The organism is Arthrobacter glycogeni (assembly GCF_054511155.1).
In genome coordinates, this window is record NZ_JBTNDE010000020.1 from 1 (window position 1) to 26,419 (window position 26,419).

Consider the following 26,419-nt stretch of genomic DNA (forward strand, 5'->3'; position numbering starts at 1 on the left):
CCTGCACCCCGAGTCGATTAGTAGCCGGCATCGCAAGGCTGTCCAGGACCGCCGCGTGTATCTGGACCCGGCCCAGGACGGGATGGCCTGGCTCCAAGCATTCCTACCGACCGAGCAAGCCGCGGGGATCTACCACCGGGTCGATACTGCTGCCCGGAACTTACAGGGCCCCGACGAACCCCGCACCCTCACCCAACTCAGGGCTGACGTCCTCATCGACGCCCTCACCAGCGCCGGCCCCGAATCCGTTGGTGAGACCAACCCTGAGAGGGCTACCGGTGATTCTCTTACCCGATCACGGGCCGGGTCACAGGCCGAAGCACCCGGCGAGGGCAACCAGTCGCGGGAAGGCAACCAGTCCGGGGAGGGCAACCAGTCCGGGGAGGGCAACCAGTCGCGGGAGGGCAACCAGTTTTGGGGTGTGCAGGCGAAGGTCTTCGTGACGGTCCCGGTGCAGACCCTCATGGGTGGGGATGCGCCGGGTGAGCTCGAAGGGTACGGGCCGATCGACCCGGACACTGCCCGCAAACTCGCCGGGCACGCGCCGTCATTCACCAGGATCCTCACCCACCCCCACACGGGGGCCAGGCTCGGGGCTGATGCAACCACGTACCGGGTCCCCAAAGACCTCCAAGATGCTGTGAGAGTCAGAGACGGGACCTGTCGGCATCCGGGGTGCAACAGGCTGGCCGAGTTCTGCGAACTCGACCACACGATCCCCTGGGCTAGGGGCGGGACGACCAGTTACTTAAATCTTGCAGCGCTCTGTAAACGTCACCACATGTTCAAAACGGAGGGTTTCTGGCACTACACCCAACCCGAACCAGGGACGATCATCGCGATCTCCCCCGCCGGAGAAACCTACACCACCAAACCCAACCCACCACCCACACCACCACCACCACCACCGCGACCAGAAACCCCACCACCGTTCTGATCCGGCATGACTCTCCTACTGACGTGCGCCGAAGTGTGAGTTCGTGAACTCGCCCTCAGAACGCCGTCAGCCCGCTGAGTCTCAGCCCGCCATAGCTAAGTTCTCGGCGGAGGGGGCAGTCGGCCGACCATCGGGAAACCGACTGGCCGGGACGCACAGTAGGGGCGGTAGCCATCCGGAAAGATGGCCACCGCCCCTACTGTGAAACGACGCTAGGGTGATGGTGAAGGGGAATTGGCCCTACTTCACGTCCTCGTCGACCCAGTCGAACGTGCGTGTGACTGCCTTCTTCCAGAGGCGCATCTGGCGGTCACGCTCTCCGGTATCCATGGAGGGCGTCCACCGCTTGTCTTCGGCCCAGTTGGTGGCCAGTTCGTCGGTGTCCTTCCAGAACCCCACTGCCAGACCAGCCGCGTAGGCTGCACCCAACGCTGTGGTCTCGGTAACCTTGGGACGGATCACCGGGATGCCCAGGATGTCGGACTGGAACTGCATCAGCGCATCATTGGCCACCATGCCGCCGTCGACCCGCAGATCCTCCATGTCCACTCCGGAGTCGGCATTTGCCGCGTCGAGGACCTCACGGGTCTGAAACGCAGTGGCTTCGAGAGCCGCCCGGGCAATATGCCCCTTGTTGACGAACCGGGTCAGTCCCACAATCGCGCCGCGGGCTTCACCACGCCAGTACGGCGCAAACAGCCCGGAGAACGCTGGCACGATGTAAACGCCACCATTGTCCTCGACCGTCTCGGCTAGCTGTTCCACCTCAGGTGCCGACTTGATGATGCCCAGGTTGTCCCGGAGCCACTGGATCAACGACCCAGTGACAGCGATCGACCCCTCCAGGGCATAAACGGCCTTGGCATCACCGAGCTTGTAGCAAACTGTGGTCAGAAGCCCGTTCTTGGAATGAACAATCTCCTCACCAGTGTTGACGATCATGAAGTTTCCGGTGCCGTAGGTGTTCTTGGCCCCGCCCTTCTCGAACGCCGCCTGACCAAAGGTCGCCGCCTGCTGGTCGCCAAGGATGCCGGAGACCGGGACCTCACGCAGCAACTGCGACGTATGGACCGTCCCGTAAACCTCCGAAGACGACTTGATCTCCGGCATCATGGACTTCGGTACGCCGAACGCTGCAAGAATGCCGTCGTCCCAGGCTAAGGTTTCCAGGTCCATGAACATGGTCCGCGAGGCATTGGTGACGTCGGTAATGTGCACGCCGCCATCGGTGCCACCGGTGAGGTTCCAGGTGACCCACGAGTCGGTGTTGCCGAAGATCAGGTCCCCGGCCTCAGCCTTCGCCCGAGCTCCCTCAACATTGTCAAGGATCCACTTGATCTTGGTGCCCGAGAAGTAGGTAGCCAGCGGAAGCCCTACCTGCTGCTTAAACCGCTCCACACCCCCATCAGCCGCCAGTTCGTCGACGATGGGCTGCGTCCTGGTGTCCTGCCAGACAATCGCGTTATAGACAGGCTGTCCGGTGGTCTTGTCCCAGACCACCGCCGTCTCACGCTGGTTGGTGATGCCGACGGCGGCAATATCGTGCCGCGTCAGGTTCGCCTTCGACAATGCGTTGCCGATAACCTCCCTGGTGTTGTTCCAGATCTCGATGGGATCATGCTCCACCCAGCCGGCTTTGGGGAAGATCTGCTCGTGTTCCTTCTGACCTGAGGACACGATGTTCCCGCTGTGATCGAAGACGATCGCCCGGCTGGAGGTGGTGCCCTGGTCAATCGCTATAACGTACTTCGACATGTAGTGCTCCTCTTTGAGTTTCTGTCGGTAAATGGTGTCCGTGCGCACGGTTGCAAAACCGCCGCCCGAAGGTTTCTAACTGGCAACCTCTGCTAGGAGGTCACTGCCGGAAGGGTGACCAGCATGGCGACCAGGCCGCCCAGCACACCACCAATCAGTGGACCGACTACTGGAACCCAGGAGTAACCCCAGTCGCTGCCGCCCTTACCCTTGATGGGAAGGAGCGCATGCACAATGCGCGGCCCGAGGTCACGTGCCGGGTTGATGGCGTAGCCGGTAGGTCCACCCAGCGATGCGCCGATGCCAACCACCAAGAGCGCGACGGCCAGCGGGCCAAGCCCTGACGGAGTTCCCGCGAAGGCAATCACCACGAACACCAGCACGAAGGTGCCGATGATTTCCGTCATCAGGTTCCAGGCGTTCGAACGGATCGCTGGGCCAGTGGAGAATACGCCCAACTTGTTTGCTGGGTCGGGTTCGGCGTCGAAGTGCTGCTTGTACGCGAGCCAGCACAACACGGCACCAATCATGGCGCCGAGTAGCTGAGCCGCGAAGTACGCCAGTACGTTGACGAACGACTTGTCGATATCCGGTCCAAGCGTGGCGATATCGGAATTGACCAGCAGGCCGACAGTGACGGCAGGATTCAGGTGCGCACCCGAAAGCGCCGCGACATACACGCCCGCGAACACCGCCAGGCCCCACCCGAAGTTGACCATCAGAAATCCGCCGTTGTTGCCCTTGGTACCGGCCAACGCGACGTTGGCAACGACGCCTGTACCGAGCAACAGCAGCAACATGGTGCCGAACATTTCGGCAACGAATGCTTCCAGAGACATCTTTGACTCCTCTAACTATTCATTTTTGTCGACCCCAACCCGTTGGGCTGGGGTCGATTGCTCCCCCCGGCAACTGCTGCCGTTGGTCCTACAGCCGCTCAGGGAGCGACAATCAGCTGCGCGCCAGGTACGGGCTACGCAACCAAATCTTCGCTGGGAACTGTGTGCCATTCCCGCAGCACCCGTTCAGCCAGTTCGATCTCTGCGAATACTGTATCGCCGCTCCAGCCCAGCAGGGGGGCAAGCACTTCGGCGAGTTCCTGCAGCAACTCGCTGGTCACCAGTCCCCTGAAGGCGATCGACGTCCGGCGAATCAGTACATCCACTACGTGGCCCACCTGCTCGTGATCCACCATGTAGGCCAGCTCGCGGCGGCTGAGTTCTGGAGTGGACATCAAAAGCTGGTCGGCGCCGGCCCGCAAATAGTCCATGACGTCGACGGCGCGGGTCCCGTACCGGGTCAACAGGACCTCTACCCGAGCGGCTGACAGCCCCGGTTCGAGGTGAGCGGTCACCCAGGCCTTTTCACCGGACGGCGTAGTGGGGAATCCCCGTCCGCCGCCGATCGCGAGGCCTGCGGTCGTCGTCGTGCGCTGTTTCCCCAGGATGGCCAGGACATCGTTGGTCATGTGCTCGGACAGGGCGCGGAAGGTGGTCCATTTGCCGCCGACCAGGCTCAGCGTGGTCACCGCCCGGCCGCCCGAGTGATCCTGCCGCTTCTCAATCCGGTAGTCGCGTGACACGAAGCCCGGCTGCGTGTCGTCGTGCCGCGGCAACGGGCGGACGCCGGAGAAGCTGAAGACGACGTCGGCCGGCTGGACAACGATCGACGGGAACACCTGCCCGATCAGCTCGATAAAGTAGTCAACCTCTTCGGGGGTACAGACGGGCGGCGTATCCAGATCGGTGTCGATGTCGGTGGTCCCCACCAGCACGCGATCCCCGATCGGGTAGACCAGCACGATGCGGCCATCGGTGTGTTCGAAGAAAATCTCGCGGCCCGCGCAGGCCGCCAGCAGTTCGGGGTGATCCAGGACGATATGCGAGCCCTTGGTGCCACCCATGAACGTGCTGGCCTCGCCGAGCGCATCGTTGGTCCCGTCAACCCAGGCGCCCGTCGCATTGACGACGACGTCGGCCGCGAAGCTGAATTCCTCACCGGTGAGTTCGTCCCGCAGCAGCACCGAACCATTGTCGCGCCCGATGGCGCTCACATAGTTGGTGGCCCGGGCCTCGGGGTTAGCGGCAAGACCGTCGCGGAGGACGTCAAGGGTCATCCGTTCGGGGTTGTGCACCGACGCGTCGAAGTAGGTAGCCGTGTACCGCACATCGGGCCGTAGATCAGGAAGCTGGGCCAGGGACACCCGGCGACCGGCAAACCGGTGACGTGGGACGGCCCCGCCGTCCCGCGAGAACCAGTCGTACATGGTCAGGCCCGCCTTGATCAGGAAGGCACCCCGCTCGCGCGGCTGGCCGTGCTGGCGGTGGGTGAGGAACCGCAGCGGCGCGGCGAGGATTCCGGAGAACGTGCTGAAGATGGGGATGGTGGTTTGGAGCGGTTTGACGTAGTGGGGTGCCGTCTTCAGCAAGGCATTGCGCTCCACCACTGATTCGCGGACCAGCCGGAACTCGCCGTTCTCGAGGTACCGGATTCCGCCGTGGATCATGTGGGAGGAAGCCCCCGACGCTCCCTGACAATAGTCGCCACGCTCCACCAGGGTGACATCGACGCCCTGCAGTGCAAGGTCCCTGAACGTTCCCACGCCGTTGATCCCGCCACCGATGATCAGGACGGAGGCCCGGGGCGTCTTCTTCAGCTGCTGCACCCCTGGCCGTTCAGCGGGCGTACTGGCGGCACCATTCGCACCGGCGGATTCAGCCAAAACAATCTCCTCAACAATAATCGGCCGCATTGCATCCGCAGCCGTCCCACCTATTCTTGAAATGCTGGGAATAATAGTCAATGGTGTTGCACATACGTGCACGAGAGACGGAGGATTTGGCGATGAACGTTCAACCCGACACTGAAAGAACCGACCCTGCTGCACAATCTTCCGCTCAGGACGTCAAACGGTCAAGGAGCGGCGATGCCCTCCGGGCAGCCCAGATGTACTACCTGCAGGACCTGACCATGAACGCCATCGCACGCGAGCTGCGGACCTCGCGGTCGACGGTCTCGCGGCTGCTGTCGATGGCCCGGGAAACCGGTCTGGTGCAGATCCAGGTGAACAACCCGCTGCAGCGGGCACCGTCCCTGGAACAGCAAATCCGGCGCCAGTATGGGGTGGAAGCCCATGTGGTCCCGGTGACCGACATCGTCAGCGACTCCGAAGTGCTGGACCGCGTCGCCATCCAGGCGGCGCGCACCATCGGCCCTCTCGTCGATTCCAACGCCGTCATCGGTGTGGCCTGGGGCTCAACCGTGAGCGCTGTCAGCTACCACCTGACCCGCAAGGTCACCCATGACAGCACCATCGTGCAGCTCAACGGCGCGGGCAACACGCAGACCACCGGGATCACCTATGCCAGCGAGATCCTGCGCCGGTTTGGCCAGGCCTACGGTGCCCGGGTGGAACAGTTCCCGGTCCCCGCCTTCTTCGATCACGCCGAAACCAAGACCGCGATGTGGGCGGAGCGTAGCGTTCTGCGGATTCTCGACCTCCAGCGGCGGATGACGATGGCCATTTTCGGGGTCGGTTCGATTGGTTCCGGCATTCCCAGCCACGTGTACTCCGGCGGCTATCTCGACGACGACGACCTGCGGACGCTTGAGGAGCACCGGGTGGTCGGCGATGTGGCAACCATGTTCTTCAGGGCCGACGGTTCGCACAGCGACGTCCTCCTCAACCAGCGCAGCACCGGACCCGAACTCGACTTGCTCAGGCAGGTGCGCCGGCGGATCTGCGTGGTGTCGGGTGAGACGAAGATCAATGGGCTGCGCGGCGCACTGGCGGCCGGGCTCGCCACCGATCTGATCCTTGATGAGGGCTCGGCACGACGGTTGGTGCACGGCGGGTCACGCTGACCCACGCCGGTTTCGGTATTGTCGAGGTATGCATAAGGCGCCGAAAATTGCTCTCAACAACGGGGTACAGATCGACCAGATCGGCTACGGGGTGTACAAGGTGCCACCCGGGACGACGCGAGACCTGTGCGCCCTGGCACTGGAGGCCGGCTACCGCACCATCGACACCGCGGCGATGTACGGCAACGAGCCGGGAGTGGGCCGCGCGGTCCGCGACGCCGTCGCCGCCGGCTGGCTGGAGCGCGCTGACGTCTTCGTCACCACCAAGGTGTGGAACGAGAACCACGGGTACGACTCGACCCTTCGTGCCTTCGATTCCTCCCAGCAGGCGCTTGGCCTGGACACCATTGACCTGGTTCTGATCCACTGGCCCTGCCCGGACAAAGACCTCTACGTCGATACGTTCCGTGCGCTGGAACAGCTGTATCACGACGGCCGGGTGCGGGCCATCGGGGTGTCCAACTTCCAGCTTCCACACCTTGAACGGCTGCTCGCTGAAACATCGGTGGTCCCCGCCATCAACCAGGTCGAGTTGCACCCCTACCTTCAGCAGCACGCGTTACGTCGGTTCCACGACACTCACGGCATCATCACCCAGGCCTGGAGTCCGCTGGGCCGGGGTGCCATCCTGGCCGACCCGGTAATCAGCCGGATCGCTACCGAGCTGGGTCGGACGCCCGCCCAGGTGGTACTGCGCTGGCAGGTGCAGTCCGGCCATGCGGTCCTCCCCAAGGCGAGCAGCCGGGAGCGGATCGCCAGCAACCTCGACGTCTACGGGTTCGACCTCAGCCCCCAACACCTTGAAGCGCTTGCGGCCCTCGATCGGGACACCCGCTTCGGTTCACACCCGGACCGGGTGAACTAGGTCGTGCCCACCCCCGCCATCACTGTGACCCGCGAGGCCACAGTGGTCACCCTTTCCTACCGCGGTGCAGCCCAGCACTTTTGGGACTTCCCGCCGGTAGCCGGCACGGACCCGGCGGGGCCCACCATCTTCATGGTGCACGGTTTCAGGGGCGACCACCACGGTCTGCTCCGCGTCATCGAAGAACTCCCTGCCCACCGGATCGTCGTCCCCGACCTGCCCGGGTTTGGCCAGTCGGAGCCGCTGGACGGGGTGCACGACGTCGACGCGTACGCCGATTTCGTCGGCTTCAGCGTCGCCGCGCTCGGGCTGGGCAACGGCTTGGTGCTCCTGGGGCACTCGTTCGGGTCCATTGTGGCGGCCCGATGGGCGGGGGCGCACCCGACGGCGATCGCCGCCCTGGTCCTCATCAACCCGATCTGCGAACCAGCGCTGGAGGGCTCCAACCGGTGGGCCTCGAAGCTGGCAGCCCTCTATTACCGGGCGGGGGCAGCCCTCCCCGAAAAACTGGGCTTGGCCCTGCTCGGTAATCCGCTGATCGTCCTCGGAATGAGTTCCCTAATGGCCAAAACCCGGGATCGCACCCTGCGCAAATATATTCATGGCCAGCATCTGAGCTACTTCAGTACGTTCGCCAGCCGCCGCGTGCTGCTTGAAGCGTTCCAAGCATCGATCACCGGGACGGTCAGGGACAGCGCGGCGCAGCTCGCGGTGCCGGTGCTGCTGGTCGCGGCAGAGAAGGACGACCTGGGGTCGGTCACCGGTCAGCGGGCACTCGCCGCGATGATCGCCAACTGCCGGCTGGAAATCATAGAGCGGGTGGGACATCTGGTGCACTATGAGACCCCCCGCGAGGCTGCTGGACTCATCAACACCTTCCTCGAGGAAACCCTCCGATGAGGATCCTGTTCGACGCCCGGTTCACCCGGCTCGATCAGCACGACGGCATCAGCCGCTACGGCGCCAGCCTGATCGCAGCGGCAGCGGAGCGCGCCGAGGTGGTGATGCTGATTTCCGACCGGCGCCAGCTGAAACTCCTTCCCGACGTCCCCTACGTCATGATCAACTCCCCCCTGTCCCCGGGCGAGCTGTTCGTGGCGGCCCGGATCAACCGCCTGCGGCCCGACGTCGTCGTCTGCCCGATGCAGACGATGGGCAGCTGGGGCCGAACCTATCCCCTTGTGCTCACCCTGCACGACCTGATCTACTACCAGAACCCACAACCGCCAGGTTTTCTGCCCCTACCGGTCAGGGCACTCTGGCGGCTCTACCATCTGGCGTACTGGCCGCAGCGGCTGCTGCTCAACCGGGCCGACGTCGTCGCCACCATCTCCGAGACCACCCGTCAGCTGATGGCTGAGCATCGGCTGACCCGCCGCCCGGCGCGGCTGGTCGGAAACGCGCCGCAGGCCGACACGATGGTCCGCGCACCCGGTGTCAAACCCGGGCGGGATCTGCTCTACATGGGGTCGTTCATGCCGTACAAGAATGTTGAGTCAATCGTCACGGGAATGCGTGGTCTCGACGGGTACACGCTGCACCTGCTCAGCCGGATCACCGATGATCGCCGCGGCGAACTGGAAAGGTTGATCCCGCCGGGCCAGCGGGTCACCTTCCACAACGGGGTCAGCGATGAGGACTACCAACAGCTGCTGCGCTCGGCCGCCGCGCTGGTGACCTTGTCCCGCGCCGAAGGGTATGGCCTCCCGATCATCGAGGCCATGGCCGCCGGAACTCCGGTGATTGCCGCGGACACCCCGATCTTCAGGGAGGTCGGAGGGGATGCTGCCCTCTACGTCGACCCCGATCAGCCGGCTCAGTTTACTGCGGCTGTCCGTGCCCTGGCGGAACACGAACGGTGGGAGCGGGCGTCGTCTGCGGGCCGTGCGCAGGCGGGGACCTATTCCTGGGACCGGTCGGCCGAGCAGTTGCTTGAGGCTGCCGCTATTGCCACGGTCGAGCATGCCTGCCGGGCGCGGTGGCGCCGGTGGCTGAGCTTCGGCGGATGAGGATTGTCCCGCTTGGCTAGATGAGGTCGGCAGCGTCACAGCGGATATGTACGGGTTCGGTAGTCGCTTTGGCTGACATGGCCGCCTTGCGGGCCTTCAGCCACGCGGTCGCCGCGGGCGCGCTGCGGTAGCTGAAGAACAACAACAGCCGGTGCTGATCCGCGCTGGAGGTCTGTGTATCGGCTTTGTCGGCTCGTTGGCCTTGTCCTGCCGGCCGTCCGCCCGCGGCGCGACCGGTCTGCCCTGGGATGGGCATGGGACCGACAATGCGCAGGAAAAGCCCCGAGTCGAGGCCCCCGGTAAAGGCCGCCAGCGCCTCCCGGGATCCGGTCAGTGCGGCGAACCGGACGGCGGGCGGCAACCCCAGGTCGGTCCGGGTGGAGAGTTCGCGCCCCGCTGCCCCCTGCGGGTCCCAGCGCACCAGGTGCCCGACCGCGGTCGAATCATCGGCGGTGATCACCACCAGCCCGCCGTCGGGAGCAGGGCGGGCCAGCAAGGCGGCGGTAAACCACCGTCGCAGGGTGTCCTCCCCCGCCCGCAAGGATTCGCGGGACAGCATCGCTGAGCCGTCCAGCAGAATCACCGCCGCGTAGCCGCCCTCTGCCAGCGGTTCGGCGCCCGGGGTGGCCACCACCACCGCTGGCGTGTTGGGCACGGTGTCGAGGATGTGTTCGCCGGCGGAGGAGTACACCTTCGCGCCGGGGAAGGCCCGCCCCAGCTCCTCGGCGGTCCGGGTGGCACCGGCGACCGTCGCGCGCAGCCGTGGGCTGCCGCAGTTGGCGCAGGTCCAGTGCGGGTCGGGTTTTCCGCACCACCGGCACCCGGGGGCACCGCCGCGGCCGGTCTGGGCGAGCGGCCCGGTGCACGCACTACAGCGCGCCGGTTCGCGGCAGTCCTCACAGGCCAGAGCCGGCGAAAAACCGGTGCGGGCCACCTGGAGTAAGACGGGGCCGCGGGCCAGCCCCTCGGAAGCGGCCTGCCACGCGGCATGAGGAATTCGGGCGCGGGCAGCGAGCGGATCCCGGGCCAGCTGAAACTCGTCCCCCGTGTGCACAACCCGCGGCGCGCTCCGTCGGACCTCGGAACGGTCGGCGGCGATAGCCTGTGCCCAGCCCGTGGACACCAACCGGTGCGCCTCCGTGCTCTGCGATCCGGCCGCGAGCAACGCTGCGCAGCCCTCCTGCTCGGCGCGGAGCAGCAACACTTCGCGAATGTGCTGGTAGGGCGCCCGCTGCTCCTGGTGAAGGTCGTCGCCGTCGTCCCACACGCACACCAGGCCCAGGTCCTGAACCGGGGCGTAGGCCGCCGATCGGGTACCGACCGCCACCCGCACCTGCCCGTTGAGAAGCTTCAGGAAGTTGCGGTACCGCGGGGTTGGCCCGTCCTCGGCGGTCAGCCGTGCCACCTTCCCGGCACCCAGCCGGTGGTCGAGTGCCGCCTCGACCCGTGCCAGGTCCCGCTGGTCGGGGACGACCACGACGGCGCCGCGTCCCGTGTGCCAGACCGCGGCGACTGCTTCGGCAATTTCGGCCGGCCAATCCCGCGGCCCGTACCCGCCGAGGCTGGTCAACACCGCGCGGGGGCTGTGCCCGGCGGCCAGGTGCCGGAGAAAGCTGGCTCCGTTGGCGTAACGGCCGAGGAGTGGTTCCACGGCAGCCTGGGGATCAGCCGGGTCAGTGGCGGACGAGTCAGTGGTGGGGAGGTCGACGGCGAGGAGGTCAGTGGTGGGCAGGTCGACGGCGGGCGGTTCGAAGGCGGCTGGTTCGGCCGCGGCAGCAAAAGCCGTGTCGACCCTCGCCATTCGGGGCGGGATGGCAACCTTCAGTACGTCGCTGACGGTGCCGGCATAGCGAGCCGCGATGGCCCGGCTGAGAGCCAGCACCTCCGGGGTGAGGACCCGCTGCTCCGACAGGACCTTCAGCAGCGGCAGTAGCCGGGTGGTGCTGTCGCTGGTGGCCGATCGTTCAACGATGAACCCGGTGTGCTCCCGCCCGCTGAAGCGCACCTTGACCCGCACCCCGGGCTGGGCTGGCGCGGCGAGTTCCTCGGGCACTGAATAGTCGAACACCCGGTCGAGGTGCGGCAACGGTGAATCGAGAATGACCTGGGCCACCGGGAGGTCCCCAGCGGGCACCGGGGCGCCCAGGGCATGCGGCGCCGTCGGGAATCCCTGCAGCAGCGACAGCTGGACGGCTCCCCCACTGCCCGAGCCCTCCGGTCGTTTCAGGGGGCCGCCGGTAGCTGGGGGCACGCCGCGCCGCGGGGTCTGTCGACTGCCGCCGAGCCCGGACCCGGACCCGGACCCGTTGCCGTTGCCGGATGGCCGCATCCTAGGCGTTGAAGTAGCTCCGCAGCTTGTCCACGCGGTCAGTGAGTTCCCAGTTGAACCCGACATCCTCGCGCCCGAAGTGGCCGTGCGCGGCGGTCTTCTGGTAGATCGGGCGCAGCAGATCCAGGGCGTTGATGATGCCGAGCGGACGCAGGTCGAAGACCTCGCGAATGGCTTTGCCGATGGCGGCTGGGTCGACGGTCTCGGTGCCGAAGGTTTCGACGTAGATGCCCACGGGCTGCGCCATGCCGATCGCGTAGGCGATCTGAATTTCGGCGCGCCGTGCCAGTCCGGCGGCGACAACATTCTTCGCCACCCACCGCATGGCGTAGGCTGCCGAGCGGTCCACCTTCGAGGGGTCCTTGCCGCTGAAGGCGCCACCGCCGTGGCGGGCCATGCCGCCGTAGGTGTCGACGATGATCTTGCGTCCGGTCAGGCCGGCGTCGCCGACCGGGCCACCGATAACGAAGTCGCCGCCGGGGTTGAGAATGTGACGGACCTTGCTGACGTCCAGTTCGGACGCCGCCAGGACCGGGTCAATGACATGGGTGACGAGGTCGGCCCGTAACTGCTCCAGGTCGACACCCTGCGCGTGCTGGGACGACACGACGACGGAATCCACCGAGACGGGGACGTCTCCGTCGTAGCCTATGGTGACCTGGGTCTTGCCGTCGGGACGGAGATAGTCGAGGGTGCCATCCTTGCGGACGTTCGTCAGGCGTTCGGACAGGCGGTGTGCCAACCAGATGGGGGTCGGCATGAGCACCGAGGTCTCGTCGCTGGCATACCCGAACATGATGCCCTGGTCGCCGGCGCCCTGCGCGTCGTAGGGGTCCAGCCCGGTTCCCTGCCGGGTCTCCAGCGAGTTGAACACACCGTTGGCGATTTCGGGTGACTGCTGGCCAATCGACACCGACACGCCGCAGCGTGCGCCGTCAAATCCGTTGGCTGACGAGTCGTAGCCGATCCCCAGCAGGGTCTGACGCACCAGTTCGGGGATTTCGACGTATGCCTCGGTGGTGACCTCGCCTGCAACGTGGACCAGGCCTGTAGTGACGAGGGTTTCTACTGCGACCCGTGATTTAGGGTCCTTTGCCAGCATGGCGTCGAGGATGGCATCGCTAATCTGGTCACAGATCTTGTCCGGGTGGCCTTCGGTGACAGATTCCGAGGTAAACAGGCGCAGGTCGCTGCGGACGGGATTGGCTGAATTCACTTGATCACTCTACTTGGTTCGACCGACAGGATGGCGGGTTGGGTGACGGACTGTGTGCGGGACTGCGTGACTGGCGCGAGACTAGCCGCGACCCGACAGGGCTGCTGCTACCCGGGCCACCACGGCCGCGGCTACGTCGGCTTTGGTACCGATAACCTCAACAGGTTCGGCGCCGCCGGCGTCGAGGATGGTTGCGATCGTGTCATCACGGCCGAACACCTTGCCGTCGCCCACCTGATTCAGCACCAGGTAGTCGCAGCCTTTGCGTGTCAGCTTCTCCCACGCATGGTCCAGAGGGTTTCCGGTGGGGTCGCCGGTTTCGGCAGCGAACCCGACGATGACCGGTCCGGCACCTGCCGCACCACGCTGCTCGGCACTGCGTTGTTCAACTGCTTCCCGCAGGATGTCGGGGGTGCGCACCAGCGTGATCACCGGGTCGACGCCGTCGGTTCGCTTCTTGATTTTGGTGAGTACCGGGTCCGCGGGGCGGAAGTCGGCGACCGCTGCGGCCATGATCAGCACGTCGGCTTGCTTGGCTGCGCTAAGGGTGGCGATCCTCAGCTCCTCGGCGGTCTCCACCTGCACCAGTTCGACGCCGTCGGGCGCGGCGACTTCAACGTGGGCGACAATCAGCTCAACGGTCGCCCCCTCGGCGAGGGCAGCGGCGGCCAGGGCCATGCCCTGTTTCCCCGAGGAGCGGTTGCCGAGGTAACGGACCGGATCGATCGGTTCACGGGTGCCGCCGGCGGTGATCACCACGCGGCGTCCGGCGAGCGAACCGTTGGCTGTGCCATCGCCCGTGGGACGATCTGCTGAGGCGCCGCGCGCTGCACCATGCGCGGCCAGTGCGGCAGCGTAAATGGCGGCGGGTTCGGGCAGCCTGCCCGCGCCCGAATCGGTGCCGGTCAACCGTCCGGAGGCGGGATCGAGCACGACGATGCCACGGTTTCGGAGGGTCGCCACGTTGGCGACGGTGGCCGGGTGATGCCACATTTCGGTGTGCATGGCCGGTGCCATCAGGACGGGACAGCTGGCCATCAGCAGGGTCCCAGTCAACAGATCGTTGGCAAGTCCGGCGGCCGCCCGGGCGAGGAGGTCGGCGGTGGCGGGCGCGACGACGACCAGGTCGGCGTGCTGCCCCAGCCGGACGTGATTGACCTTGTCGACATCGTCGAACACGCTGTTGCTGACCGGGTTGCCGGAAAGGGCCTCCCAGGTCGCGGTTCCCACGAACCGCGTGGCGGCGTCGGTGGGGATCACCGTGACGTCGTGCCCCGCTTCGGTAAAAAGTCGGAGGAGGGAAGCCACCTTATAGGCGGCGATCCCTCCCCCGACTCCGAGAATTATGCGCACGTGGTTAGGTGATGCGTTGTTACTGCTCGGTGGGTTCGACCGGCGTGGAGACGAGCATGCCCTCGTTGATTTCGCGCAGGGCGATCGAGAGTGGCTTTTCGTTCAGGCGGGTGTCGACCAGCGGCCCAACATACTCGAACAGACCCTCGTGGAGCTGGGAGTAGTACGCGTTGATCTGGCGGGCACGCTTGGCACCGTAGATCACCAGGGCATACTTCGAGTCCGACGCCTCCAGCAGGGAGTCGATCGGCGGGTTGATGATGCCTTCAGGCTGTGTTGACACAAATACTCCGTAAATGGTTCAGATTGTGTAAATGGTTCAGATTGTTGGTGGCTGCCGAGCTTCCGGGTCGCCTGTCTAGCGCTCGAGAGGGCTCAATCCCATCAGTGATACAAGCTCGTCCGCTGCCCGCTGAACACTGTCATTGACCACCGTGTGATCGAATTCAGGTTCCGCAGCAAGTTCTAGTTTAGCGGTTTCCAGCCGTTGCTGCTGTTCCTCCTCGGTTTCGGTTCCGCGGCCAACCAACCGGCGCACCATTTCCTCCCAGCTGGGAGGGGACAGGAACACGAAATTTGCTTCAGGCATTGACATTTTGACCTGCCGTGCGCCTTGCAGATCAATCTCCAGCAACACCGACTTTCCGTCGGCCATGGCGGCGTCGACCGTCCGGCGGAGGGTGCCGTACCGGTTCCGTCCGTGCACCAGTGCCCACTCCAGCAGCTGCTCCGACGCCACCAGGTCGTCAAACTCGGCATTGCTGACGAAGAAGTAGTGGACGCCGTCCACCTCCCCCGGCCGTGCTGGTCTGGTGGTGGCCGAAACCGACAGCCAGACCTGCGGATAATTGTCGCGGATATAGGTGGATACGGTTCCCTTACCGACGGCCGTTGGCCCGGCGAGTACTGTCAGCCGAGGCTGCGACACGTGGTTCCTCACTTGTAGGGTTCCTGGTTTCGCCCCGTTCAGGGCGAAGGATCCTGCTTTGCTAAATGTTCGATCAGGGCCCGGCGCTGGTGTACTCCCAGCCCACGCACGCGGCGTGTCGCCGCGATGCCGACGTCGTTCATGATGCCCGCTGCCCGCACCTCGCCGACGCCGGGTAGTGCTTTCAGCAGGTCGATGACTTTCAGGCGGCCCACTGCCACGTCCCTGGACATGCCGTTGACCACGTCGCCGACGGTGGTCTCCCCGGTTTTCAATTTCACCTTCAGTTCGGCCCTGACGGCACGGGCCGCTGTGGCTTTCTCGCGCGCTCGCGTCCGTTCGGAGTCCGATAGCGGCTTCAAGCTCACAAGTGCTCCCCTGCAGTAGGCACCGTCCCGCGCTAAACGCTCGGGAAAATGCGATTCTTGTGGAATGGGCTTGCACTGAACCTATCTGTACTGAGGTCCCAAAATCAATTGCCGAGGTCAGCCAGCGCGAGTTCGGCGGCCGCCCGCAGCCTGCCGCGATCGGGGCCCGCAGCAAGGATGCTGCGGCTGGCGCTGGCAAGTACCAGGGACGACGCAGCACCAAAGGTGTCAGTGATTTCCGCTCCCCCTGCACCCTGGGCGCCGATTCCGGGAGCAAGAATCGGCCCGTTCAACTGGCCAAGATCCAGACCAACGTCCCGCACCGCTGCCCCCACTGTGGCTCCGACCACCAACCCCACCGAGCCAAGGCCGACGGCGTCCCGATTCTCCCACGCAGCGGCGTCGGCAATCACCCGTGCGACGGCGTGACCGACGGTAGATCCGGTGTCAGTCCCGGTGTCAGTCCCCGTGCCGGCCCCGGCGCAACCACTCCTCACCCGGGCGAGCTGAATGTCAGCGCCCTCAGGGTTGGAGGTCAGCGCCAGCACAAACACCCCGCGGCCGGTCTGGGCCGCGAGATCCAAGGCAGGGCGCAGCGATTCGAATCCCAAATACGGGTTCACTGTCACGGCATCGGCCGCCAGCGCTGACCCGTCCCGCAGCCAGGCGTCCGCGTAGGCCGCCATGGTGGAGCCAATATCGCCGCGCTTCGCATCGGCGATGGTCAGTACCCCCTGATCCGCGGCGGCGGCGAGGAAGTGTTCCAGCGCAGCCAGCCCGGCAGAGCCGTGCCGTTCAAACAACGCCACCTGCGGTTTGAGGATGCAGGCCGTCTCCCCCACAGCCTCCAACACCGTCAGGGCGAACCGCTCACACCCGTCGGCGTCGTCGCTCAGCCCCCAGGCGCTGAGCAACGCAGGGTGCGGGTCGATCCCGACGCACAGGTTGCCCCGGGCCTGCATCCGGGCGGCGAGGCGTGCTCCGAACGTCGGGTTACCGTGCCGCATCGCGGGCTTCGGTGGCGGCACGCAGATTGGCCGCGTGCTCCTGGAGACTGGTGACCGACCATTCGTAGGACCGCATCGCCTCGATCGCCTGCACTGCAGCACCGAACTCGGGGATGGTGGTGATCACCGGCAGACCGTAGGACGTTGCGGCGGCGCGGATTTCGTACCCGTCGCCGCGGGCCTGGCCGCCGGAGGGGGTGTTGATGATCATGTCGATGGTGCCGTCGGTGATCAGATCAACCACAGTCCCCTCGCCCTGGTCACCGGTACCCTCAGCAATCTTGCGCACCGTGGTGGCCTGAATGCCGTTTCGTCGCAGCACATCGGCGGTGCCGCCGGTGGACAGGATCTCGAAGCCGAGATCCACCAGCCGTTTGACCGGCATGATGATCGAGCGCTTGTCCCGGTTGGCGACCGACACGAACACCCGTCCCTCGGTGGGGAGCGCCGCGTTCGCTGCGGCCTGGCTTTTGGCGAAGGCTGTGTCGAAATACTTGTCGATCCCCATCACTTCGCCCGTTGACCGCATTTCCGGGCCGAGCAGGGAATCCACCACCGTGCCATCGGTGGTCCGGAACCTGCTGAACGGCAGCACCGCTTCCTTGACCGAGACGGGAGCGTCGAGGGGCAGGTCGCCGCCGTCGCCAGTTGCCGGCAGCAGTCCGTGGACGCCGCGCAGCTCGGCGATACTCACCCCGGTGCCGATCAGGGCGGCGCCCTTCGCCAGCTGCACGCCGGTGGCTTTGGAGACGAACGGTACGGTGCGCGAGGCCCGCGGGTTGGCTTCCAGGACGTAGAGCACGTCTGAGGCCAGGGCGAACTGAATGTTGATCAGTCCCCGGACCCCCACCCCTGCGGCGATAGCCAGGGTGGCTTCCCTGACCCGCTGCAGGATGTCGGCGCCCAGGGTGATCGGCGGCAGGACGCAGGCCGAGTCGCCGGAGTGGATCCCGGCCTCCTCGATGTGTTCCATGATGCCGCCGAGGTACAGGTCGGTGCCGTCGTAGAGGGCGTCGACGTCGATCTCGATGGCGTCTTCCAGGAACCTATCGATCAGGACCGGGTGAGCCTCGGTGATCTCGGTGGCGTTGGCGATGTAGCGGGAAAGGTTCGCTTCGTCGTAGACAATCTCCATGCCGCGTCCACCCAGAACATAGGACGGGCGGACCAGGACCGGGTACCCGATCTCGTCGGCGATCTTCTTGGAGTCCTCAAACGAGACTGCCGTACCGTTCTTCGGTGCTGTCAACCCCGCCGTGTCGAGGACCCGGCTGAACGCCCCCCGATGTTCGGCCAGGTCGATGGCTTCCGGGGACGTGCCGAGGATGGGGATGCCGGCGTCGGCCAGTTCTTGCGCCAGTTTCAGCGGGGTCTGCCCGCCGAGCTGCACGAACACTCCCATCACGCCGCCGGTGCGCTCCTCGGCCGCGATGACCTCGAGGACGTCCTCGAGGGTCAGCGGTTCGAAGTACAGCCGGGTGGAGATGTCGTAGTCGGTGGAGACGGTCTCGGGGTTGCAGTTGATCATCACCGTTTCGTAGCCGGCCTGGCGCAAGGCCATCGAGGCGTGCACGCAGGAGTAGTCGAACTCGATGCCCTGCCCGATCCGGTTGGGGCCGGAGCCCAGGATGATGATCGACGGTTTGGCGTGCTGGCCCACCTCGTCCTCCTCGTCGTAGGACGAGTAGTGGTACGGGGTGTAGGCGGCGAATTCGGCCGCGCACGTGTCGACGGTCTTGTAGACCGGGCGGACGCCGAGCGCGTGGCGGACCCCGCGCACCACCGCCTCAGGAGTGTGGGTGAGCGAGCCGATCTGTTCGTCGGAGAAGCCGTGGCGCTTGGCGAGGCGCAGCAGATCCTCGGTCAAGGACGGCGCCTCCCGGACCGTCGCCGCAACCTCGTTGAGCAGCACCAGCTGGTCGAGGTACCAGGGGTCGATGCCCGTCGCCTGGTAGAGCTCGTCGATGGTGCCGCCGCCGAGCAGTGCCTGCTGGACCTGGGCGAGCCGCTCGGTGGTGGGCCGTTTAGCGGCGGTGATCAGGGCCGGCACATCGATGTCGATGGAGGTGTCGAAGGACAGCTGGGAGCCCTTCTGCTCGAGGGAGCGCAGGGCCTTCTGGAGCGCCTCGGTGAAGTTTCTCCCGATGGCCATCGCTTCACCCACCGACTTCATGGTGGTGGTCAGGGTGGGGTCAGCCGCCGGGAACTTCTCGAAGGCAAACCGGGGCACCTTGACCACCACGTAGTCCAGGGTAGGTTCGAACGACGCCGGGGTCTTCTGGGTGATGTCGTTTGGGATCTCGTCGAGGGTGTAGCCGAGGGAGAGCTTGGTGGCGATCTTCGCGATCGCGAACCCGGTGGCCTTGGACGCCAGGGCTGAGGACCGGGAGACCCGCGGGTTCATCTCGATGACGACGATGCGTCCGGTGTCGGGCTCGATGGCGAACTGGATGTTGCAGCCGCCGGTGTCGACGCCCACCTCGCGGATGATGGCGATCGAGATGTCCCGCAGGTGCTGGTATTCGCGGTCGGTGAGGGTCATCGCCGGGGCGACGGTGATCGAGTCGCCGGTGTGCACGCCCACGGGGTCGAGGTTCTCGATGGAGCAGACGACCACCACATTGTCGTTCCTGTCGCGCATCATCTCGAGTTCGTACTCTTTCCAGCCGAGAATGCTTTCTTCGAGGAGCACCTCGGTGGTGGGGCTGTACTGCAGGCCCTGACCCACGATCCGGCGCAGATCCTTCTCGCTGTATGCCAGCCCCGACCCCAGGCCACCCATGGTGAAGGAGGGGCGAACTACCATCGGGTATCCGAGGTCCGTGGCGGCGTCCAGTGCTTCGTCAATGGAGTGGATGATCGTGGACCTGGCGGATTCGGCGCCGCAACGGGCTACCACGCCCTTGAACTTCTCGCGGTCCTCCCCCAGTTCGATGGCTGCGATGTTGGCTCCGATCAGTTCCACACCGTACTTGTCGAGCACTCCATTTTTGTCGAGTGCAATGGCCGTGTTGAGGGCGGTCTGTCCGCCCAGGGTCGGCAGGAGCGCGTCGGGGCGTTCCTTCTCGATGATCTTTGCCACCACCTCCGGCGTGATGGGTTCCACATAGGTGGCGTCAGCGAATTCCGGGTCCGTCATGATGGTGGCCGGGTTGGAGTTCACCAGGATGACCCGCAAGCCCTCCTCCTTCAGCACCCGCAACGCCTGCGTCCCCGAATAGTCGAACTCGGCGGCCTGGCCGATGACGATCGGACCGGAGCCAATGACCATGACGCTCTTGAGGTCGGTTCTGCGTGGCATCTAGTGTGTTTCCTTATCGTCGGCGCTGCCTGGCTGGTCATCGGAGCGGGTGTCGGCCATCAACTGGATGAACCGGTCAAACAGGTACGCGGAATCATGGGGGCCCGCGGCAGCCTCCGGGTGGTACTGGACGGAGAAGGCGGGCAGGTCGAGGCAGGCCAGGCCCTCGACGACGTCGTCGTTCAGGCTCACATGGCTGACCTCAACCCTGCCGAAGCGTGCCTCAGGAGCCTGGGTGGGACCATCAAGGGGCGCGTCGACGGCGAAACCATGGTTCTGGGAGGTGATTTCCACCTTCCCGGTACGCCGATCCAGCACGGGCTGGTTGATGCCCCGGTGGCCGTACCTGAGCTTGTAAGTGCCGAAGCCGAGCGCGCGGCCCAGGATCTGGTTGCCGAAGCAGATGCCAAAGAACGGGATCCGCGCGTCGAGCACCTCCCTGAGCAGAGCGACCTGCGGGTCGGCGGTTGCCGGATCGCCTGGTCCGTTGGACATGAACACGCCGTCGGGCGCTTCCCGCACCACCTCGGCGAAGGTCGACGTGGCGGGAAGCACCACGGTGCGCACCCCCCGCTGGGCGAAGTGCCTGGGGGTCATCGACTTGATTCCCAGGTCCAGGGCGGCGACGGTGAACAGGGGCTCGCCCTCCCAGCCGTTCTCCGACGGTTCAACAACGTACCGGCCCGTCGCGCTGACCTCCTCGGCGAGGCGCGCACCCTTCATGGACTCCTGGCCGGCGACCTGCGCCAGCAGCTCTGCGTCGGAGCCGGTGGCGGCCGGTCCGGAGAAGATGCCTGCCTTCATGGCGCCGCGTTCACGCAGATGGCGGGTGACTGCCCGGGTGTCAACGCCCTGGATGCCAACGATTCCCTGGTCGTGGAGCTGACCGTCGAGGCTCTGTTCGGATCGCCAGTTGGAAGGGCGGCGGGCCGCGTCCCGCACAATGTAGCCGGCCACCCAAATTCGACGCGACTCGGCATCGGCGGCGTTGACCCCGGTGTTGCCGATGTGGGGGGCCGTCTGTACCACCAGCTGGCGGGCGTAGGACGGGTCGGTGATGGTCTCCTGGTACCCGGTCATCCCGGTGGCGAAGACCGCTTCGCCCAGGGCGGTGCCCTGCGCGCCGTAGCTGCGGCCGCGGAAGGTGCGGCCGTCCTCGAGGATCAGGACTGCGGCGCTCTCTGGGGCGGGCTGGCTGGAATCTGTCACTGTATGTCCTCCGGGGGGTTCTGGGTCCGTGACGGGGTTCGGGGGTCGACTGCGTGTCGGGGGTCGACTGCGTGTCGAGGGTCGGGTGGGGCGAGGTCCGACGCGGCGTGGAGAAGGCCGGTACGGGCGTCGGCGTGGCGGGTCCGGAATCCGGTGTCGACGGCGGTTCCGTTGAGCTCCCAGGTGAAGACCACCAGTCCGTCCTTCTCGACGAATTTGCCGGCCATGCCCCGGTCCAGCCTGACGCTGGTGAGGTCGGTCCGCCTGATAAAGAGGTCCCGCGCTCCGCTGCGGACGATCAGGATCCCTTCCACATGGACGGTCGCGGTGGCATTGGACTTGACGCCCAGGCCGTGGACGGCGATGCGATCGAGCCAGTCTCCCGCCGTCGTCGTGACGATGTACTGACCGTTCGCGACGTACGACGGTTCGCTGAGGGTGACGGGGGCCTCGGGCGGGGCCGAGATGTCCCGTTGCCGGGAGAGGCGGCCGCGCCAGCCCAAGGCGCCAAGGGTGACGACGACGGCGATGGTGCCCAGTGAGAGGGCGACGGGCGTTAGCCAGTCCATGGTGATTCCTCAGCTGCAGTTGGGTGGGGTGTGTTCAGGCGGCCGTTCAACACCGTGGGGTGGCCCCTGAAAAATGTGGCGTGGACCGCCCCGGGTAGTTCGATGCCAGCAAACGGGCTGTTGCGGCCCATGGTGGCCATTTTATCCGGATCGACCACCCAGCGGGCCTCCGGGTCGACGAGTATGACGTTGGCTGCCTCACCCTCGGCGAGGGGGCGGCCCTGCTGGTCGAGGCCACCGATCGCCGCCGGGGTGCGGGAGGTGACCCGCGCGAAACCTACCCAGTCCATCAGCCCGGTGGAGATCATGGTGTGCTGCACCACCGACAGCGCGGTTTCCAGTCCGGTCATGCCCATCGCCGCCTGCGCCCACTCGCAGTCCTTGTGCTCGGAGGGGTGCGGGGCATGATCGGTGCCGACGACGTCGATGGTGCCGTCGGCGAGGGCTTCGCGCAGGGCCTGGACGTCTTCGCCGGTGCGCAACGGCGGGTTCACCTTGTAGACCGGGTTGTAGCTACGGACCAGTTCGTCGGTGAGCAGCAGGTGGTGCGGGGTGACCTCGGCGGTGACCCTGATACCCCGAGCCTTGGCCCAGCGGATGATGTCCACCGACCCCGCGGTTGAGACGTGGCAGACGTGCAGCCGGGACTGGACGTGGTGTGCCAGGAGGACGTCCCGGGCGACGATGCTTTCCTCGGCGACGGCGGGCCAGCCGGTGAGTCCGAGCACGGCGGAGACGGCGCCCTCGTTCATTTGCGCGCCCTCGGTTAGCCGGGGTTCCTGGGCGTGCTGGGCGATCACGCCGTCGAACGCCTTGACGTACTCCAGCGCGCGGCGCATCAGGACGGGATCGCTGACGCACACCCCATCGTCGGAAAAAACCCTGACGCCGGCGCGGGAATCGGCCATGGCACCGAGTTCGGCGAGCTGGGTCCCGCCGAGGCCAACTGTGACAGCACCCACGGGCCGGACTTCCACCCAGCCGGCGCGCCGTCCCAGGCTGTAAACCTGTTCCACCACCCCGGCGGTGTCGGCCACGGGGGTGCTGTTGGCCATGGCGTGGACCGCTGTGAACCCGCCCAGCGCTGCGGCTCGGGTCCCGGTTTCGACAGTTTCCGCGTCCTCGCGCCCCGGTTCGCGGAGGTGGGTGTGCAGGTCCACCAGCCCGGGAAGGGCAACGAGGCCGTCGGCGTCAACGACCGTGGCGCCCGCAGCTGAGAGTCCCCGACCGACGCCGGCGATCACCCCGTCGGCGATGAGCAGGTCTGCCCGGTCCCGACCGAGCAGCGCAGCGCCACGAATGAGATAGCGGGCCGGGGCAGGTGCGGTCATCGTGGGTTCTCCTGGGTCAGGGTGGTGGCGGGGCTGGAATGGGGCTCGTCCTCGCCGGAGAGCAGTAGGTAGAGGGCGGCCATCCTCACGGAGACTCCGTTGCGCACCTGGGCAAGAACTGTTGAGCGGGGCGAATCGGCTGCTGCGGCCGAGATCTCGAGGCCACGGTTCATCGGTCCGGGGTGCATGATGACCGTGTGCTTCAGGCCGTGGGTGTCGAGTGCCGCCAGCCGGGCGTCGTCGAACCCCCAGCGCCGTGAATACTCGCGGGTGGAGGGGAAGAAGGCGGCGTTCATCCGTTCGGCCTGAAGCCGCAGCATCATCACCGCGTCCGGGCCTGCAGCCAGCGCCTCGTCGAGGTCGTAAGTGATCCGGCAGGGCCACTGCTCCGCGCCGACCGGGACCAGGGTGGGCGGAGCCACCAGGGTGACCGAGGCACCAAGGGTCTCGAGCAGCCACAGGTTGGAACGGGCTACCCGGGAATGCAGGACGTCGCCGACGAGCGTCACCGCCATCCCCGCCAGGTCGGAGCCCACTGAGGGGACTCCTGAGATCTTCGCCCAATGGCGGCGGAGCGTGAACGCGTCGAGCAGCGCCTGGGTGGGGTGCTCATGCATCCCGTCGCCCGCGTTGATGACCGCCGCGTCGATCCAGCCCGACGTCGCCAGGCGGGCCGGAGCACCTGACGCCCAGTGCCTGATCACCACCGCATCGGCGCTCATCGCCTCGAGGGTCTGTGCCGTATCTTTCAACGATTCGCCCTTGGAGACGGAGGAGCCCTTCACGGCGAAGGTGATGACGTCGGCTGAGAGCCGTTTCGCTGCGGCTTCGAAAGAAATCCGGGTCCTGGTGGAGTCCTCGAAGAAGAGGTTCACCACGGTGCGGCCGCGGAGCGCCGGGAGCTTCTTGATTTCCCGTTCGCCGACCGCCGACATTTCCTCGGCGACGTCGAGGATCCGGATGGCATCCAGGCGGGACAGGTCGCGGGTGGAGAGCAGGTGCCTCACGCGGGGCCCTCGATCACAACGTGGTTGATGGGCTGGCCCGCGACGACGTCGATTTCCGCCAGCTGGACGCGCACTTTCTCGGCTGATGAGGTGGGGAGATTTTTGCCCACATGGTCGGCGCGGATGGGCAGTTCGCGGTGACCGCGGTCCACGAGAACTGCCAGCCGGACTGCCCGCGGGCGGCCGAGGTCCACCAGCGCGTCGAGTGCGGCGCGGATGGTTCGCCCGGAATACAGGACGTCGTCGACCAGAATCACCACTTTGTTGTCGATGCCCGACGGCGGTAGCTGCGTTGGCAGGGGCGGCCGGGTGGGGTGGTGGCGGAGGTCATCACGGAACATTGTCACATCGAGCTGGCCGACGATGGCAGCCGGGTCGAGCTGTGATCCGGTGGCCTGATATTCGGCTGCGACAATTTTGCGGGCCAGGCGCTGGGCGAGCGGATAGCCGCGCCGCGGGATGCCCAGCAGCACCAGATCGGTGGTGCCCTTGTTGGCTTCAAGGATTTCGTGGGCGATGCGGGTGAGCGCTCGGTCAATATCGGCTTCGGCGAGAACGACACGCGACACAACACTCTCGGGCTGAGGTGCAGGCATAGTCATTGAACGCTTCCTCCTTCCCCGCCTCACAGGACGGAATTTAAAGGTTGGTTGCGTTGTCAAAACTATCACAGCGGGTACAAGCCACCCCTGTGACGATCTAGTGTGTGAGAATGAGAACGACGGCAAAGACGACGACGGCGGCGCCGCCCCCCTGGGGATCACCACAACCTGTCCCACCGCTGTGGGATCGGAGCGTCCGGAAGGGCCCCGGCGTGATCAATGTGCTCCTCGTGGCCGTGGCGGCCCTGGTCATGGTGGCACTGGCCTGGTTCCTCAGCACCACCCTTGGCGGCGGAGCCCTCATCGTATGCTGCATCCTCGCGCTGATCCCCCTGGCAATCTGTGTGGCGGGACTGCTGTGGATTGACCGCTGGGACCCCGAGCCCCGCGGGGCGCTCTGGTTCGCGTTTCTGTGGGGCGCAGGGATATCGGTGGTCGCGACCCTGGTCCTCGGTAGCTATGTCACAGAGTTGCTGTCGCTGGCGTTGGCGTCGACCCCGTCCGATGTGATTGGCCCGGTGCTGCAGGCACCCCTAGTGGAGGAGATCGCCAAAGGGCTTGGCGTCCTGGTGCTGGTGTTCTCCCGGCGTAGCCACTTCGACGGGCCAGTGGACGGCATTGTCTACGCCGGGATGGTCGGAGCGGGCTTCGCGTTTACCGAGAATATTCTGTACTTCGGGGCCGCAGCACTGGACGGCGGCGGCCTGGGCGGACTAGTTTCGATCTTCGTGATCAGGGGTCTGTTTTCCCCGTTTGCCCATGTGATGTTTACCGCCGCGCTGGGCGTGATATTGGGGCTGGCGGTTGCCCGCAGCGGCACCCGCCACATTTTCCCGGCCTTCCTGGTGGGGCTGGTGCCGGCAATTGCAGGGCACATGTTGTGGAACGGCGGCCTGCTGGTGCTGTTCACCGACTTTTTCGAGTTCTACTTCCTGATCCAGCTGCCCCTTTTTCTCGCCGCACTGGCAAACATCGTGGCCCTGCGGCGGGCCGAACGGCGCCTCACCGAAGAGCGTCTCGGCGGCTATGCGGCCGCCGGCTGGTTCACCGCGCAGGAGGTCACCATGCTGGCAACCAGGGGCGGGCGGTCACAGGCGCTTGGCTGGGCACGCCGGTTCGGCCGGCAGCGCAGCATGAAAGCGTTCATCGGGTCCGCCACCCGGCTGGCGTTCACCCGGCAGCGCATCGTCGCCAGCCACGATGTCACGCTCAACACCGCGCGGGAGCAGCAACTGCTGGCTGACGTCACCCGGCTCCGCCACGAACTGTTGACGACGGCAGCGGGCAACGCCAGCCGCTGAGACGGGACCTGGCCTCCACGTCGCCGGCGCAGTCACCGGATCCAGCTCAGCTGCCCCAGGCTGTGACCGCTACCTGCCTGACGATCTTGCCCTCGCTGTCCAGATCGGCGGTGGCCATACACAGGACGTCCGTGCCGTCGTCGTACCGGCAGGCCTCTGTGTAGGCCAGCTGGTTCCCGCTCACCACGGGATTTTCCAACCGGTGCGTCATCTCCCGTGAGCACACATCGCGGAGGTGCTCCGCGATCTGTTCACTGCCCCGGTAGGTGCGCGGTCGCGCCGGTGGGTGGTCGTTGTCCACCTCGGTGAGCTCCGCGTTCTCCGCGTAGAGCGAGGCGAGGAGGGTGGCGTCGCGACCCTCAAGGCCGCGACGGAGCGTATCGACCCCGAATGCAGATTCAGTTTTCATCACATAACTCCCTGCCAGTGATTCCAGTAATAACCAATGTTATTACCGATTTCCGGGCA

The 26,419-nt window shown here is 65.9% G+C and carries 22 protein-coding genes and 1 pseudogene; 6 read left to right on the forward strand and 17 right to left on the reverse strand.

Annotation, left to right across the window (positions count from 1 at the left end):
- Positions 1-937: HNH endonuclease signature motif containing protein (locus ACX80O_RS13270; protein WP_459333724.1), on the forward strand; the 937-nt coding region annotated here is incomplete at its 5' end.
- Between the two features lie 240 nt (positions 938-1,177).
- On the opposite strand, the gene glpK is transcribed toward ACX80O_RS13270, so the two are convergent.
- From glpK to ACX80O_RS13285, 3 genes are all read right to left on the reverse strand, one after another.
- Positions 1,178-2,692 carry a glycerol kinase GlpK gene (glpK, locus tag ACX80O_RS13275; RefSeq protein WP_459307265.1) on the reverse strand — a complete coding sequence of 505 codons (1,515 nt, stop codon included), beginning with the start codon at positions 2,690-2,692 and terminating at the stop codon, positions 1,178-1,180.
- Positions 2,693-2,784: 92 nt separating this feature from the next.
- On the reverse strand, positions 2,785-3,531 hold the full coding sequence (locus tag ACX80O_RS13280; RefSeq protein WP_459307264.1) for an MIP/aquaporin family protein: 747 nt from the start codon (positions 3,529-3,531) through the stop codon (positions 2,785-2,787).
- A gap of 134 nt (positions 3,532-3,665) precedes the next feature.
- Positions 3,666-5,444: a glycerol-3-phosphate dehydrogenase/oxidase gene (locus ACX80O_RS13285; RefSeq protein ID WP_459333725.1), complete on the reverse strand. Its 1,779-nt coding sequence runs from the start codon at positions 5,442-5,444 to the stop codon at positions 3,666-3,668.
- Between the two features lie 194 nt (positions 5,445-5,638).
- Here ACX80O_RS13285 and ACX80O_RS13290 point away from each other — a divergent pair, with 194 nt between their 5' ends.
- From ACX80O_RS13290 to ACX80O_RS13305, 4 genes are read left to right on the forward strand one after another with little or no spacing between them, the layout of a single operon-like run.
- On the forward strand, positions 5,639-6,556 hold the full coding sequence (locus ACX80O_RS13290) for a sugar-binding transcriptional regulator (protein ID WP_459307275.1): 918 nt from the start codon (positions 5,639-5,641) through the stop codon (positions 6,554-6,556).
- Positions 6,557-6,584: 28 nt separating this feature from the next.
- Complete coding sequence (locus ACX80O_RS13295) at positions 6,585-7,421, forward strand: aldo/keto reductase (RefSeq protein WP_459307262.1); 837 nt, start codon at positions 6,585-6,587, stop codon at positions 7,419-7,421.
- A 3-nt stretch (positions 7,422-7,424) separates the two neighbouring features.
- Complete coding sequence (locus ACX80O_RS13300) at positions 7,425-8,321, forward strand: alpha/beta fold hydrolase (protein WP_459333726.1); 897 nt, start codon at positions 7,425-7,427, stop codon at positions 8,319-8,321.
- Entirely contained in the window at positions 8,318-9,430 is a 1,113-nt protein-coding gene (locus tag ACX80O_RS13305) for a glycosyltransferase family 4 protein (RefSeq protein WP_459333727.1), read from the forward strand. Before ACX80O_RS13300 ends, ACX80O_RS13305 begins: the two co-directional genes overlap by 4 nt.
- 16 nt (positions 9,431-9,446) lie before the next feature.
- On the opposite strand, the gene ACX80O_RS13310 is transcribed toward ACX80O_RS13305, so the two are convergent.
- The 13 genes and pseudogenes from ACX80O_RS13310 to pyrR all read right to left on the reverse strand — a co-directional run bounded on the left by ACX80O_RS13310 (position 9,447) and on the right by pyrR (position 24,644).
- On the reverse strand, positions 9,447-11,759 hold the full coding sequence (locus ACX80O_RS13310; RefSeq protein WP_459333728.1) for a primosomal protein N': 2,313 nt from the start codon (positions 11,757-11,759) through the stop codon (positions 9,447-9,449).
- A 1-nt stretch (position 11,760) separates the two neighbouring features.
- Positions 11,761-12,975, reverse strand: coding sequence for a methionine adenosyltransferase (gene metK, locus ACX80O_RS13315; protein WP_459307258.1), 1,215 nt, complete (start codon positions 12,973-12,975; stop codon positions 11,761-11,763).
- Between the two features lie 81 nt (positions 12,976-13,056).
- Positions 13,057-14,370: pseudogene (coaBC, locus tag ACX80O_RS13320) on the reverse strand (bifunctional phosphopantothenoylcysteine decarboxylase/phosphopantothenate--cysteine ligase CoaBC); the annotation flags it as partial.
- Positions 14,348-14,611, reverse strand: coding sequence for a DNA-directed RNA polymerase subunit omega (rpoZ, locus tag ACX80O_RS13325; RefSeq protein ID WP_459307256.1), 264 nt, complete (start codon positions 14,609-14,611; stop codon positions 14,348-14,350). The gene rpoZ and the pseudogene coaBC, both read right to left, overlap by 23 nt.
- A 75-nt stretch (positions 14,612-14,686) precedes the next feature.
- Positions 14,687-15,256 carry a guanylate kinase gene (gene gmk / locus ACX80O_RS13330; RefSeq protein ID WP_459307255.1) on the reverse strand — a complete coding sequence of 190 codons (570 nt, stop codon included), beginning with the start codon at positions 15,254-15,256 and terminating at the stop codon, positions 14,687-14,689.
- 38 nt (positions 15,257-15,294) lie between these two features.
- Positions 15,295-15,624 (reverse strand): integration host factor, actinobacterial type, encoded by a 330-nt coding sequence (gene mihF, locus ACX80O_RS13335; RefSeq protein ID WP_459307254.1) that lies wholly within the window; start codon positions 15,622-15,624, stop codon positions 15,295-15,297.
- Positions 15,625-15,728: 104 nt separating this feature from the next.
- Positions 15,729-16,631 (reverse strand): orotidine-5'-phosphate decarboxylase, encoded by a 903-nt coding sequence (pyrF, locus tag ACX80O_RS13340; RefSeq protein ID WP_459333730.1) that lies wholly within the window; start codon positions 16,629-16,631, stop codon positions 15,729-15,731.
- Complete coding sequence (gene carB, locus ACX80O_RS13345) at positions 16,618-19,932, reverse strand: carbamoyl-phosphate synthase large subunit (protein WP_459333731.1); 3,315 nt, start codon at positions 19,930-19,932, stop codon at positions 16,618-16,620. The genes pyrF and carB overlap by 14 nt, the downstream gene beginning before the upstream one ends.
- Entirely contained in the window at positions 19,933-21,141 is a 1,209-nt protein-coding gene (gene carA, locus ACX80O_RS13350) for a glutamine-hydrolyzing carbamoyl-phosphate synthase small subunit (RefSeq protein ID WP_459307251.1), read from the reverse strand. It lies immediately after the preceding gene.
- Positions 21,138-21,710, reverse strand: coding sequence for a PH-like domain-containing protein (locus ACX80O_RS13355; protein WP_459307250.1), 573 nt, complete (start codon positions 21,708-21,710; stop codon positions 21,138-21,140). The genes carA and ACX80O_RS13355 overlap by 4 nt, the downstream gene beginning before the upstream one ends.
- Positions 21,698-23,041 carry a dihydroorotase gene (locus tag ACX80O_RS13360; protein ID WP_459333732.1) on the reverse strand — a complete coding sequence of 448 codons (1,344 nt, stop codon included), beginning with the start codon at positions 23,039-23,041 and terminating at the stop codon, positions 21,698-21,700. The genes ACX80O_RS13355 and ACX80O_RS13360 overlap by 13 nt, the downstream gene beginning before the upstream one ends.
- Entirely contained in the window at positions 23,038-24,048 is a 1,011-nt protein-coding gene (locus tag ACX80O_RS13365) for an aspartate carbamoyltransferase catalytic subunit (protein ID WP_459333733.1), read from the reverse strand. Before ACX80O_RS13365 ends, ACX80O_RS13360 begins: the two co-directional genes overlap by 4 nt.
- Entirely contained in the window at positions 24,045-24,644 is a 600-nt protein-coding gene (gene pyrR, locus ACX80O_RS13370; RefSeq protein ID WP_459307274.1) for a bifunctional pyr operon transcriptional regulator/uracil phosphoribosyltransferase PyrR, read from the reverse strand. The genes ACX80O_RS13365 and pyrR overlap by 4 nt, the downstream gene beginning before the upstream one ends.
- Before the next feature lie 116 nt (positions 24,645-24,760).
- Here pyrR and ACX80O_RS13375 point away from each other — a divergent pair, with 116 nt between their 5' ends.
- Positions 24,761-25,951, forward strand: a complete 1,191-nt coding sequence (locus tag ACX80O_RS13375; protein WP_459333734.1) for a PrsW family intramembrane metalloprotease — start codon at positions 24,761-24,763, stop codon at positions 25,949-25,951.
- A gap of 46 nt (positions 25,952-25,997) precedes the next feature.
- On the opposite strand, the gene ACX80O_RS13380 is transcribed toward ACX80O_RS13375, so the two are convergent.
- Positions 25,998-26,360 carry a nuclear transport factor 2 family protein gene (locus tag ACX80O_RS13380; protein ID WP_459307246.1) on the reverse strand — a complete coding sequence of 121 codons (363 nt, stop codon included), beginning with the start codon at positions 26,358-26,360 and terminating at the stop codon, positions 25,998-26,000.
- Between the last annotated feature and the right edge of the window lie 59 nt (positions 26,361-26,419).

What these genes read in the sequence shown, in the direction of transcription:
- glpK (WP_459307265.1), bottom strand. Translation starts at nt 2,692, where the DNA reads ATGTCGAAGTACGTTATAGCGATTGACCAGGGCACCACCTCCAGCCGG.
- ACX80O_RS13280 (WP_459307264.1), bottom strand. Translation starts at nt 3,531, where the DNA reads ATGTCTCTGGAAGCATTCGTTGCCGAAATGTTCGGCACCATGTTGCTG.
- ACX80O_RS13285 (WP_459333725.1), bottom strand. Translation starts at nt 5,444, where the DNA reads ATGCGGCCGATTATTGTTGAGGAGATTGTTTTGGCTGAATCCGCCGGT.
- ACX80O_RS13290 (WP_459307275.1), top strand. Translation starts at nt 5,639, where the DNA reads ATGTACTACCTGCAGGACCTGACCATGAACGCCATCGCACGCGAGCTG.
- ACX80O_RS13295 (WP_459307262.1), top strand. Translation starts at nt 6,585, where the DNA reads ATGCATAAGGCGCCGAAAATTGCTCTCAACAACGGGGTACAGATCGAC.
- ACX80O_RS13305 (WP_459333727.1), top strand. Translation starts at nt 8,318, where the DNA reads ATGAGGATCCTGTTCGACGCCCGGTTCACCCGGCTCGATCAGCACGAC.
- ACX80O_RS13310 (WP_459333728.1), bottom strand. Translation starts at nt 11,759, where the DNA reads ATGCGGCCATCCGGCAACGGCAACGGGTCCGGGTCCGGGTCCGGGCTC.
- pyrF (WP_459333730.1), bottom strand. Translation starts at nt 16,631, where the DNA reads ATGCGGCACGGTAACCCGACGTTCGGAGCACGCCTCGCCGCCCGGATG.
- carB (WP_459333731.1), bottom strand. Translation starts at nt 19,932, where the DNA reads ATGCCACGCAGAACCGACCTCAAGAGCGTCATGGTCATTGGCTCCGGT.
- ACX80O_RS13355 (WP_459307250.1), bottom strand. Translation starts at nt 21,710, where the DNA reads ATGGACTGGCTAACGCCCGTCGCCCTCTCACTGGGCACCATCGCCGTC.
- ACX80O_RS13360 (WP_459333732.1), bottom strand. Translation starts at nt 23,041, where the DNA reads ATGACCGCACCTGCCCCGGCCCGCTATCTCATTCGTGGCGCTGCGCTG.
- pyrR (WP_459307274.1), bottom strand. Translation starts at nt 24,644, where the DNA reads ATGCCTGCACCTCAGCCCGAGAGTGTTGTGTCGCGTGTCGTTCTCGCC.
- ACX80O_RS13375 (WP_459333734.1), top strand. Translation starts at nt 24,761, where the DNA reads ATGAGAACGACGGCAAAGACGACGACGGCGGCGCCGCCCCCCTGGGGA.
- ACX80O_RS13380 (WP_459307246.1), bottom strand. Translation starts at nt 26,360, where the DNA reads ATGAAAACTGAATCTGCATTCGGGGTCGATACGCTCCGTCGCGGCCTT.